5 protein-coding genes are annotated in these 13,645 nt (G+C 58.3%); all 5 read left to right on the plus strand.

Annotated elements, in window-relative coordinates:
• The first annotated feature begins 324 nt into the window (after positions 1–324).
• The 5 genes from BP846_RS04245 to BP846_RS04265 all read left to right on the plus strand — a co-directional run bounded on the left by BP846_RS04245 (position 325) and on the right by BP846_RS04265 (position 13,551).
• Complete coding sequence (locus BP846_RS04245) at positions 325–2,301, plus strand: CUB domain-containing protein (protein WP_292392807.1); 1,977 nt, start codon at positions 325–327, stop codon at positions 2,299–2,301.
• A 5-nt stretch (positions 2,302–2,306) separates the two neighbouring features.
• The gene (locus tag BP846_RS04250) at positions 2,307–3,116 is read left to right on the plus strand and encodes a PKD domain-containing protein (protein WP_292392808.1); all 810 of its coding nucleotides are present in this window, start codon (positions 2,307–2,309) and stop codon (positions 3,114–3,116) included.
• Between the two features lie 608 nt (positions 3,117–3,724).
• Complete coding sequence (locus tag BP846_RS04255; RefSeq protein ID WP_292392809.1) at positions 3,725–8,908, plus strand: S8 family serine peptidase; 5,184 nt, start codon at positions 3,725–3,727, stop codon at positions 8,906–8,908.
• 21 nt (positions 8,909–8,929) lie between these two features.
• Complete coding sequence (locus BP846_RS04260) at positions 8,930–12,823, plus strand: hypothetical protein (protein ID WP_292392810.1); 3,894 nt, start codon at positions 8,930–8,932, stop codon at positions 12,821–12,823.
• Between the two features lie 17 nt (positions 12,824–12,840).
• On the plus strand, positions 12,841–13,551 hold the full coding sequence (locus BP846_RS04265; protein WP_292392811.1) for a hypothetical protein: 711 nt from the start codon (positions 12,841–12,843) through the stop codon (positions 13,549–13,551).
• The last annotated feature ends 94 nt before the right edge of the window (positions 13,552–13,645 follow it).

Raw genomic sequence — 13,645 nt, forward strand, 5'->3', positions numbered from 1 at the left:
TGCGGGAGGCGGGCATGCACCGGATCAGGGAAATATCTGTTCCCGGCGATGCCTCCGGAGGAAGCGGCACGGAACTGCGGGCAGTAAAAGGGAAACGTTCTTCATCGCCGGGGGGGTTAATGTTATGCATGGATGCCCGGTGCCGATCCGGTGTCCTGCGAGACTGATCGCCCCGGACGAGAAGCATTCACCGACCCGCCCGGCACGAGCCACCCCCAGGCAGTCCGGGCTTCCTGGCAACACCTGCTTCAACAGTTACCTCTCGTTTCTCGGTAGGCAGGAAATCAGGATCTGGCTAGTATCCGCTAACATGATGTGGTGATAATGAAGCAGATATTCACGCTTGCAATTGCTCTACTTATTGCGCTGGCGCCTCTGGGCGTGGCGGCGGAGCCGCTTCCGACTGACACTACAGGCGCATCCCCTCCTGCCCCGGAGGTTACGTATCTTGAGCCTTCGGAGAGTCAGTCAACGAATATAACCCCTCTCCTCTGTGTCAATGAAAGCAGTACCAGTGGCCCGTTGTTATCAGACATCAAGGTTGGTTGCGACGAAAGTGGAGAGTATTTCTCAGAGTCAGGCGGATCGGTGACTGTAACGGATACCCCGGAACCGTGGTCTGTCAACATCTCAGAGAGTGATTATGATTCCAGGGATTTGGATCAGAGCATCATCGATACCTGTGAGGAAAATGGAAGTACCGAGCAGCCCGAATGGCTTACGGATACCGTCCCTGATGGTACAACAACGGATGCTACCCTGCACGCCTCTGTCCAGCCCAGCAGGATACGGAATATTACCGTCGAGTCTAAACATCCCTATGCCAATAACTTTACATACACCTGGGAGATCTCCGATCCCGGTGCCCACCAGATGCGACTTCATTTTGATAAACTGAGCCTGGCAGGCTCCTTGTCACACTACGACACCCTCAGGATTTACGATGAACTTGGTAGAGAGTTAGTGTATTATAAAGGTCCGGATGATGACACAGATTTCTGGACTGCATGGCAGACCACCGACACCCTCCGGGTGAAATTAGTCACAGATAGCCGATATACGTCATACGGATTCCTCATTGACAAGGTCGAGTGCAGGGATGAGAAAATCCCACCTACCGAGCACCTCGCAGAGTCATATCACCCCTATGCCAACAATTATGTGCACACCTGGAAGATCTCCAAGCCCGGTGCTAACCAGATGCGACTTCATTTTGATAAACTGAGCCTGGCAGGCTCCTTGTCACACTACGACACCCTCAGGATTTACGATGAACTCGGTAGAGAGTTAGTGTATTATAAAGGTCCGGATGATGGCACAGATTTCTGGACTGCATGGCAGACCACCGACACCCTCCTGGTGAAGTTAGTCACAGATAGCCGATATACGTCATACGGATTCCTCATTGACAAGGTCGACTGCAGGTATGAGAAATTCCCGCCTACCGAACATTTCGCAGAGTCGTACCACCCCTATGCCAACAATTATGTGCACACCTGGAAGATCTCCATGCCTGGTGCCAACAAGACGCGGCTTCATTTTGATAAATTGAGCCTGGCAGGCTCCTGGTCACACTACGACACCCTCAGGATTTACGATGAACTCGGTAGAGAGTTAGTGTATTATAAAGGTCCGACTGATAACACAGATTTCTGGACCGAGTGGCAGACCACCGACACCCTCCGGGTGAAGTTAGTTACAGATGGTCAATATACGTCATATGGCTTCCTCATCGATCTGATCGAGACCGAGGAAGGAGTTTTTACCCCATCCCAAATACCTGCGCCTGCTAACCTCACCCTCCACCCCGGGTGGAACTTCATCTCGGTCCCCCGGCCGCTTGCGGCAGGCAATGACACCGCGTTGATCTTTGCCCCCGTCGAAACGGACGGCCACTCGGTCCTCCGCTATGACGCCGCCGCCGGAGAATGGGTACCACTCGTAGCAACCGACCGCCTCGCCCCCCTCGAAGGATTCTGGATGTACTCAACCGAGCCCTCGACGGTCCTGCTCAACTTCTCGACTGATCCCCTCCTCCCGCCGGCTAAACGCTCCCTCTCCACGGGCTGGAACGCCGTCGGAGTCACCAGCACGATCCCGGCAACAGCGCGGGATACATTCCACTCGGTCAACGCACAGTGGACGACCCTGATCGGGTTTAACGCCGGGAAGCAAGCTTTCGAGGCGGGGATCGTCAATGGTGGGAGCGGCACGAACGCCGATACCAGATCAGTTTATCCCGGAAAGGGCTACTGGCTCTACATGACCGAGCCGGGCACGCTCTGCGCCATCGGGGCGTGATACCGGTGAGACGTCTCCCCCTTATCCTCCTCCTCATCGCCCTCATCGGGACGGCATCTGCCGTCCCCCTTCTCCCCGCGGAGTTCTGGGGCTCGGTCACGATCGACGGAAACCCCGCGCCGGCCGGGACCGTCATCACCGCCCGGATCGACGGCCGCGACTGCGGGTCGCTCACCCTTGAGAGCGCCGGGTTCTACGGTGGGTACGCCACCTTTGATAAACGGCTGCTCGTCAGCGGGGAGGATGATGACATCGGGAAGACCATCACGTTCTTTGTCGGCGGCGCGAGAGCCACCGGGACAGCGGTCTACACTCCGGGCACCTCGACCCGCCTCGATCTTGCGGCCACGTCAGGAGCGGGCTTCTCGGCGGACGTGACTGCCGGCCCGGCGCCGCTCACCGTCCGGTTCACCGACGAGAGCACCGGTGATCCGAAGTCCTGGTCCTGGAAATTCGGGGACGGCGGCACTTCCATCGTGCAGAACCCGACCCACACCTACACCGCCCCCGGCAACTATACCGTCGCGCTCTCGGCCAACGGGGGGAAGATGGTCTGTACAAAGCCCAACTACATCAAAGTCACCCCGGTCCTCTTCGGTGACGCCAACGAGGATAGGCAGGTCAACCAGGCTGATACCCTCCTCGTGCTCCAGCAGGTCGTGGGACTGGAGAGTAAGCCCGATGTGGACAACGACCTCCTGTTGTTCCAGAAGACCGACGTCCACCGAAACGGGGTGATCGAGGTCGGCGATGCCCTCTTCATCGCGCAGTACAACGTCGGGCTCCGGGATGTCTGGTTTGAACTGCCGGGGTAACCCACACCCTTCGTTTTTGTCCCGGACGTGCAACCAGTCCCGGTGCCACCGCGACCCCATTCCGCGGGACCTGCTGCCCGTCGAGGTGCTATGGGTATTGGGTGAAGAAGAAGGCCAGATCAGCGATCTGTGTCGGAATTAACGCCAGTACCTCCGCGCACAGGAAATAGGCGCCTGGCATCTATAGGATATCACCTTAATCTCTTTGTTTTAGCATATATCCTATAATTTTTGGTCATTGGTCGATAAAACCGAATATAAGTTCCATATTTCCTGAAATAATGGATATAATCCAATATTATTCTTATGATATAAATAGATAATATTTACTGTGGTAAATGTCACACGGAAGTTCTCTGATTCTTTAAATTAGGTATAATTTCATCGAAGATCTGAAAATTAAAACAAAGTTATTATATACCACATAAATTCTTTAGTCTATTATCGTCTGATTTCTGGTGATTTGCATGAAATTGTCGAGATCACAGGCAGGCCTGATATTCCTGCTCTTTGTACTGCTTTTGGCGGGCACAGCGAGTGCCCTGCCAGATGAGGACCACACCCTTCTACGGGACCCCCCGCCACAGCAAGCCGGGGAACGGATCCCGGTGTTTCTGGTTCTGAACGAACAGCCGCAGCAGTTTTCGTCATTTGGCCAGCTCAAAGCCGATGCTCTGGGTCGGCAGGCGCAGGTGCTGCAGACCGTCAGGGCGGTCGATACGACTGCCTTTGAGACCGCTCAGTCCTACTGGATCGCAAACGCGATCCGGGTTGAGGCCGACCCGGCGAGCCTGAACCGGCTTGCCGCGATTCCCGGGGTCAGCCGCATCGAGCCCGACCTGACTGTCACAGTGAACGACCCGGTCGCAGGGGTCTCTTCAACGATCAACCCCGACTCCATTCACCGGCCGGGGCCTGATGAGTACGCCACCGTCTGGAGCGCGGATTTCATCGAGGCCCCGTCCGTCTGGAAGAGCGGGAACACCGGTGAAGGCGTGACGATAGCCGTCATCGACACCGGTATCGACGGTAGCCACCCGGCGTTTGGCAACCGCGTCGTCGCATTCGCCGACTTCGTCGGGGGGCAGAACGAGACTCCCTACGATGACCACGGCCACGGCACCCACTGCGCCGGTACGGCGGCAGGGGGTACGGTCAGCCAGGGAGGACTAACCGTGACCCTGGGCGTCGCGCCCGGAGCGAACCTGATCGGGGCGAAAGTCCTCGACAATGAAGGTTCCGGCCCGTTCAGCACCATCTTCGACGGCGTCCAGTGGGCGGTCGAGAACGGGGCCGACGTCGTCTCCATGAGCCTTGGAACCTATGTCTCCCGCGACGAATCCGAGAGTGACTTCTCCCTCTCCGAGGGCGAGAATCAGACTGTTTCACTTGTTGTCTCATCGCAGATGCACGAGAGTTTCGGTGTCCTCTATGAGCCCCAGTTCGTGATCGGCTCGGTCAGGGTCGAGGGCCCGTACTACTACGCCACTGCGGCCGACTATGGCTTCGCGGACCCCCTGGCGAACCTCACGATCACCTTGACCGATGCTCAGGGCAGGAGTGCCAGCGGGGCTGAGGTTGACTGGCTCGGCTTCGACCAGGATGATAACTGCTACTACTTCAAGGCACCTTATGCCTCGAACACCGCCGGTTGGAACGGGGTCTGGAAACTCAACGTCACGAACACTGGAGCAGCTGAGGTCTGGATCGAGGAGATCAGGCTCTCCGAGTGCTACCAGTCCAACGGGGAGACCATCCTCGATACCGCCGTCAACAACATCGTCAAGGGCGGCACCGTCGTCGCGGTCTCCGCCGGGAACGACGGTTGGTACGGCACTTCAACCATCGGCACGCCCGGGACGGCAGAAGACGCCATCACCGTCGGTGCCACTGACTACCTGATGGACTACCGTGCATCCTTCAGCAGCATGGGGCCGGTGAACCGTGATGCACCCTACGTCAAACCCGACGTCATGGCACCCGGTGTCGGCATCATATCGGCATACCGCGAAGGGTGGTACGCCTCCATGCAGGGTACATCAATGTCCTGCCCGGCCGTTGCCGGGGCGGCGGCGCTGATGCTCTCGGGCAACAGCACCCTCACGCCCGCCGACGTGAAGGCCGCCCTGATGGAGACGGCGGTCCACATCGGTAAAGACGGGACCCCCCTGCCGGCGATGCTGCCGAACAACGCCTATGGCGCAGGCAGGATCAACGCCTACGAGGCGGTGAACATCACCGGCGGCCTCGGCGGGACGAAACCCTCCGACGGGATCCTGCACGAGCTCATCGGCGGAACCCTCTCCTCCTACTCCGTAACAGGCGACACCCTCCCGGTCATGGCGGTTCTCTGGAACACGACCGCCGGGGAGCCCATGGCAGGAGAAGACGTTGATATCAGCGTGTGGTATGACGATTACTACAACTACCAGTCCCACTTCATCTACGTCGTAAACCAGACACTCAGGACCGATGCGAACGGGTCCGTCTATTATGGCGCGGATATATCCGGCGTCCCCGGCGGCAATTATGTGTACACAAGGATAGCCTATGGTGACCTCAGGATTGAAGACTGGGTGTATAAGTACCCGGTCACCCCGACCCCGACCCCGACGCCGAACCCGGTCGTCCCCATCTTTGAGGGAGAGGGCTACTCCGTGCCGTATAACGCGACCGTCCCGATCAAGTATCCGCTTCTCACCGCCGACGGCTCGCCCTACACGGGGAGCGTCACCTTCACGGTCAACAACTCCAGTGAGCGCATCGTTGAAGAGGTGCTTGTCCCGGTAGATGGTGTCATATCGTATTCGCTCAATCTTACCGGGAGGCCTCTCGATGAAACCTCCCTCGACCTCGGGATCGATGGCAGAGACGCAGGATCCATCTCCGTGGGTCAGGAGATGCACTCCTTCCAGGAGGTCGTTCCCCTCTCTTCGCGAGCCATCTGCCCGCCGGGGAAGAGTGTCGACCTCGGGCTCATGGCCCGGTCGCACCACGGACAGAAGACCGTGAGCCAGGACATCGACGTCTACGTCACCACGCTGACCGAGACTGAGGTCCTCTCGCTCTCGTCGGCAGGCGCCCGGGCGCTCTCTGCCCCCGACCAGGGTGACATGCAGGCGCTTCTTACGGAGATCGCCGGGATGAAGCCGGAGACCCGCACGGGCACCGTCAGCCTGACGGATGGTATCGGGATCCTGAACTTCACGATGCCGAAGGATGGCTACATCGCGATCGTCCGGTTCGCCTCCCCGCATGACTACATACCCACGGCCATGTCCCCCGGTGAGGCGACCACAGTTCTCGTCTACGGGACGCTCGAACCCTGGCTCATGCACCGGAGCACTCCGCCGGTGTACGAGGACTTCTATGACGGGAACCTGACGTACATCTACAGCTATCCCGACTGGCCGGCGACCTGGGACCAGGACGCCTATGCGTCGGTGCCCACCGATGAGGCCACCATCGCTGCATATGTCTACACCTATGATCCGGTCACGAGAACATCCAGCATGGTGCCCGGACAGACTGTATACCTCTACACGGAGAATGGCGTTGAGACCGGTGCGACCGGTGAGGATGGTGTCTGCACCTTCACCGTCGATACGACCGGCAAAACGCGGATGGATTACCTCCTTGCCACCGCGGGAATCTCCGGGTCCATGGGTGAGGGGACCGGTGTCCCGTTCGGTTTGATTAACCAGTACTCCGTCAACCCGGAGATGATATCGAACGGATTCGGCGCACCGGCGTACATAGGGGCACTCTCTCCGGACTCCGAGACGTACATCGCCGGTGTTGTCCGGGATGGCAATGCTTACAACGTGATCGCCAGGAGCTACGGGCCTGCCGGCGAACCCATCCACGAGAAGGGCTTCTTCACCCTCAACAGGCGATCCGCGACGTACATATGGGATTCCGAGGCGACCGAAGCGGCCGCTGTTGTGGAGTTCAACGGGACGGAAACCCAGCGGGTGACCCCTGCAGCCGAGGGACATTACGAGGTCATGTACGGTCTCCTGAACCCGAACAGACAGAGCATCAGTAAATATCTCTACACCACGCTTCGTCACCCGGAGAGGTCCGTCTCCTACACAATGCCGGACTCAGTCCTCGTCGGATCGTCCGTACCGGTCGTCTTTAATGTATCGACCGGGGACGGAGCGCCGATCTCCGGTGCACGTGTCGTGCTTGCGGCTGGCGCGGCGGGGGACTGGGATCCGTTCTCATGCTACGGGGACCCGAGAGACGGCAACATTCTTTTCGCGGCTGACTGGTACCCTGACCCCTACACGGTGATCGCGACCGGCTACACGGACACCTCCGGTAAGGTGACCCTGACGTTCACCGCACCGGCCGCCGGCCAGCAGGCGCTCCGGGAGACCCTCGCTCACGCATCGGATATCCCCTACCTGGTGCTCTGCTACCACGACGGCGAACTCGTGCAGGAAGACGGTGGCTACCTTGAGGTGACCGCTGCCCTCCTTCCCGACTTCGTGCCGGAAGTCTCTGCACCGCACATCGTGAAGCTTGAGAAGGATGACACCATCACGATCTCCAACGTCGCCCTCCGCATCAAAAATGTCGGGACGGCGGATTATGTCTATGACGGGGTCGAGATGACCTGCACCGCTGAGGTCGGGCCCCACAGCGAACCTGCCTACTTCAAGCAAGATCTTGGAGTAGGGGAGACAAAGTCAGTCATCTCCGGTATATCGCTTGAGTTCATCGCAAAACAATTTGATATCGACCCGAGCGACTACCGCCTGCCCGTCGACGTCAACGTTGCGGTCACGGTCAACGCGAATGAAGCGGTCAAGGAACTGAACTACCAGAACAACCGGCTCGTGCACCCAGTCAGGATCACCGCGCCGGACCTGGCCGTGGAGGTCGTCGCGCCGAGGTACACCACACCGGCGAGCGAGACCGCGATCGGGGTCAGGGTGACGAACCTCGGTGAGGTCGGGAGCAACGAAGCAACCCTCACCTACCGCATCACCGGCAAGACAGAAGAGACGGGGATCACTATCCCAGCGCTCAAGCCAGGGGAGTCGACGGTGATCTGGCGGAACGAGACGGCACTTGTCGCCCGCGAGTACACGGTCAGTGCCGAGGTCAACCCGAGTGGGGTCAGCGATTACGAGACGACGTTTACAAACAACCGTGCAACCGCCACAATTCTTTCATCAGAAAGCGCGGTAACCCGCATCGAGCTCCCTAAGGACCTCGTGCTGGTGCCCAATACGACCTACGATCTCCCGATAATCGTCTACAGAGCCGAGAAGCTTGCCGCCTACAACATTGACCTCACCTTCAACGGCTCTGTCCTTGAGGTGGAGAAGGTCATCCCGGGTCCACTGGGTATTTTTGCACAGAACATAGAAAACGGCCGCGTCCGCTGTGAAGGCGTGAAGACATCCGGCGTCAGCGGAAACGTCACCATCGCCACCGTCCGGTTCAAGGTCACCGGCACGACCGGTGATGGGACTCCCCTGAACCTGGCCGCAGGACTCACCGATGCAAACGGACTGACCATCCCTGTCGAGGTCAGGAGCGGCAGTGCGTATCTCCTGCTCCTCGGTGACGCATACGAGGACGGAGAGGTCAACCAGAGGGATACTCTGAAAGTCCTCAGGCTGGTTGTCGGCCTCGATACGGAGACGCCCGCTGCCGGGACGCCGGCGTTCCTCGTGACTGACGTCACTAGGAACGGAGTGATCGATGTCGGTGATGCGATGTTCATCGCCCAGCACAACGTCGGTCTGAGGGATGCGTACTTCAGATTGAAATGAGTGATATTGGAGGAAAATGAAATGAGAAATGTATTCTGGAGCATCCTGCTCCTCACCCTCCTCTGCGGCGTCTGCTCTGCCGCCACGCTCTCAGTGGAGCCGGCAGAGAGGACCTGCGCCTCCGGGGAGGTTGTAGACCTGACCGTTATGGTGAGGGATGTCAACAACCTTGGCGGGTTCGATTTCTATGTGACATGGGATCCTGCATTCATCGGGCTTACCGAAACGGGTGATGCTATTATCCCGGGTCCCTACGTCATCGATAATCTTGTGGTTAACGACAACAGCGCCAAGAGCGGCCGAATCCGGGTCGCCGGCGTAAGCCCCCATGGCATCACCACCTATGGTGACGGTGCCGATCTCTTTATGATGCGGTTTGTCGGCCTGGGCGGTACGGAGGGGTCGACAACGGTCAACCTCACCGTCAACAACTACGGGTTCCTGAACTCCACGTCCGGCGAGGAGATTCCGGTATCGAGCATCACCCCGGCCACGATCACGAGGATTGGCCACAACGACGTCACTGCCCGGATCGCCACGGCCTCGAACCAGGCGATCGTCGGCAAGGAGAACACGATCATCGCCTCTGTCGTGAACAACCAGGGCGTCGAGACGGGCAAGCTGAATGTTACCGTCTGGATCAAGAATGAGACGGGGACAGTCATAAGCAAGACCTGGAGCGGTACGACCATCTCCGGATGGGGTAAGTTCCAGCAGGAAGTGGTGTGGACTCCTAAAGCCTCCGGGACCTACACCGCCGTCATCAACGTGACAAATGAGACGGAGGTCGACCTCAAGGGACGGAGGGATGATGCGAAGACCATCACCGCGAAGGAGTACACCCTCAAGTTCAACAGTGATATCTCCGGCCCGTGGGACAACAGGGCAAGCGCCGGTTCATGGTTCTACATGTATGCCTACGTGAAGGCGAGCCAGTCCGGCAACGCCTGGTTCAACATCACCGCCCCGGCCCATGTGGAGGTTGACGGTGGGAGAAACCAGACCCGCTACCTGTACGCCAGCGACTGGAACTACGTGGGCACCTGGATGTGGACAGATACGCCGGGCCTGATCAACAAAGGTGATATCGAGTTTGAGATCGCCGCGAACGGGGTGTCCGATTTACGGAACAGCACGAAAGAAGTGCTCATCTGGGTCCCCTCGATCCGGGTCTCGTCGGTCGGTGCTACGTCTGTAAACAGCACCCACTCCGGCGAACTGACCTTCAACACCCTCCACACCAACAACACCTACGACAACGTAACAAAGATCATCGTCCAGTCCGGCGCCCGCGGGCGCACCCTCTCGGGCCTCGAGTACCTCATCGGCTACCCCTACGGGTGCGTCGAGCAGACGACGAGCAGGATGCTGGCGTCGCTCAACGTGAAGAACTACTACCTGGGCCGCCCAGAGGGCGACCGGCCCGCGGACTGGGACAACATCAAGGAGCGCGCGGACTCCTCGGTCGCCGGCGGTGTCAAAAAACTTCTTGCGGGCGGCGAGGTAGGCCAGAACATCGGAAGTCGCTATCCGGAAAGTGCAGGCGGCTGGAGCCTCTGGGGCGGCGAGCCCTCGGAATCGTCGTCGAGTTCCTACGCGGGCTACACCCTCGCCAGGATCAACGGTGACAAAAATTTATATACGCTCCTTGACGGGAAGGTCTCCAACGGCACCACGGTCGAAAACGACACTGTGAACTTTGAGAAACTGATCGAGTGGTTCCATGAATACCCGGACAACAGGAGCAGCGGCACCTGGACGTGGAGCGCTCACGTCTGCCACTCGTGGACTCCTGAGTCGAACACCGCGTTCGTCATGCTCATCCATGACATGATCAACCAGACAGTGGACGTCCAGGAGCCATACAGCGGCTACATGAAAGACAACATGAGAAACGCCACGCGGTACTTCATTCGTACCCAGAATCCAGAGGGCTCCTGGTCCTCCGGCGATGATGAGGCGATGGCAACTGCGCTCGCCCTCTGGGGGCTTGAGGCCTTCGCGATGACATCTGATGATGTCTCCGACGAGGAGATCGGTGATGCAAAGGAGAATGCGAAGATATGGTTGATCGGCGCCCAGGAATCGGAGGGCTTCTGGCCTGTCGGCAGTGACGGTTACTATGGCTGGTATGACGGCGGAAGGAAGACCGAAGCGACCGCGTACGCTGTCCTCGCGCTGAACGCGACCGGGATTCCTGCCGATAATGAGACGATCCAGAAGGGGGTCGGCTGGCTCATCAACCAGTACGAGAATGGCGGAGGATGGGGATACACCTGGGCCTCCCAGGTAGCCATCGATGCGCTGATCCAGTGCCAGCCGACGGAGGTTACCACCGGTACGGTTGAGGTCAGGTGGTACGAGGGGGAGCTGATAAAGACCTTCTCGATGGACGCGACAACCCCGCGGATCGAGTACACACTGACGAAAGACCAGATGGACACCCTGATGGCGGGTGGGACCCCAATCCCAGGACGCACCTTCAACAATGGGTTCAGCACGGTGAAGTCCCACACGCTCACTGCCACGTCCACCGGAGCTACCGGCCCGTTCCTGGTCAGCGTCGACCACTCACAGTCCGCCCCGGTCAACGAGATCGATTGGGATATTCAGGGAAGCCGGCTGATCCAGTCATTCGGCTACGAGGAAGAGGCCGGGCTCCTGCAGGTCTCGACTGATATCGGGATCCTGAGCGACGCCTCGTTGATACAGAAGATCCGCAATACCTACAATGTTGAAATCCTCCCAACCGAGATGGTTGCCGGTGAGAAAGCAGACGTGACGATCAAGGTCACGCCAGAAAAGACAGGTGTCTACTCCCCGATGATCGAGATCCCGATCGCAGGGTTTACCTTCGATAACGAGACCGGAATCACCGAAAACAATGAGCCAGGCGCATTCCAGTACCTGAACGGCACGACAGGCAACGACCACCCCTCGCTCTTCATCCAGTCTGTCGCGTGGAATGTGAGCGATCTTCAGACCTACAAGTTCACGATAACTCCTGAAGATCACGGGGAACTGGATCTGGACCTCCGTATCCGGCCGCTCTACGATGATACAGATGTGACCTTTGCCAGCGAGACCTTCACGGTCAGGGGCAGGGGGAACGTCAGCGTCAACGTCGTCGATGAGAACGGCGCACCCGCTCAGGCCAAGAGCATAACGCTCGTTGGAGAAGGCCGTGTTCCCATTCTTCAGGAGAATGTACCAACCCACACTTTCACCAACGTCCTCAACGGCAACTACACGCTTGTCGTGAATGGAACCAACGACCACCCCTCGATCCGCACCGCGGTCCGGGTCACGCCTGATGCGACGGCGCTCTGCAACGTCACGCTCCCGTCGTCCCTCACTGAACCGGCTCTGGTCTTCTCGGAGGGAGGGGCAGGCAGCATCGCCAGTGTGGAGCAGAAACCGGCCGGGCGGCTCAGCGCGCTTCGGAATGAGAACACCACCTACACCGTGACGGTCCTCGGGGACGGCGGTGAACTCGGCATTGCGCTTGAGTTCCCGATGCGGTACCTGGTGAACGAGCCGGTGGTGAAGGTGAACGGCGAAAATGCGACGTATGAGCTCATCAGTGGGACGTTTGAGTATGGCGAAGACGGGGCGACCTACTCAACCACGAATGCTACCTTGATCGTCTACAACACGACGGCAGGCAGCAATACGGTTGAGATCGGGTTTGAAGGTGGGCTGCTGGGTGATGCGACTTCAAACAACGAGGTAGATATATTCGATGCTGTTGCTGTTCTGGACTTTGTTGTAGGCAATATTGGAGTTAATGAATTCCAAAATGCCTATGACTACCCCGATGCAACGAAGAACGGTGAAACAAATGTGTTCGATGCAGTTGCTATCTTGAACTATGTCGTAGGGAACGTAGACGAATACTATGATCCCATCCTATAGTTGAGGGGTGTTAACTCATGAACTCCACTTTTTCACGCACACTCTTTCTTGTAGCGGTACTGTGCGTATCGTTCACAGCGGCACAGGCAGCGGAAGTACGCCTCACTGACGGGCAACTCATCGTCGCAGGCATCGACGACAGCATTGGACTTGGTGCTTTTGACGTTGTTCTCTCGTACGGGCCTGATGTCTCTGTCACCTCGGTCGAACCTCTCTCAGGTTTTCTGGTGGCAGAGAACATACGGAACGACGAGGGGATGACCATAATTGCCGGGATATCGGCTGAAGGGCTGACTGGGGACATCCCTGTCGCGTCCATGAAGGTTGAGGGGACCGGTTCCATCACGATCAGTGTCAGGGATCTGGGAAATACCCGTGGTGACCCCATTCCCTTCACCAATCTGGAATTTAGCGGGACAATCCCCACGCCAGGGTCTTCCACATCAGGGAACACGCTAGGCAGCGGGAGCGTCACGCCTGCGTCGACTCAGGTCTCTCTGCCGACGAAAACCGCCGTACCTGCAGGGACGCCGCAGTTGACGGAGACTGGGACAACACCGGCCCTGACGACCGAAACAACAACCATGGCAACGCAGGTACCCCCGGTGGAGTCACAGGGAGCGCCTGAAAGAGGAGTAGAGACAGAGAGCACGCCGAAGGCAGTATTACCTGCCCTGCTTGCACTCTCTGCAGTCTTTATCGTAATGGTATTAAAAAGAAAGGGTTAATTGTATTGGAGATGAGAGGGTAAATCATGGAATTGTCGAGACTTATAACGGCTGGTGTAATACTGCCGTTTTTACTTGCGCTCTGTGTCGTTAC

This window comes from Methanoculleus sp. UBA303, assembly GCA_002501655.1.
Classification (GTDB): domain Archaea; phylum Halobacteriota; class Methanomicrobia; order Methanomicrobiales; family Methanoculleaceae; genus Methanoculleus.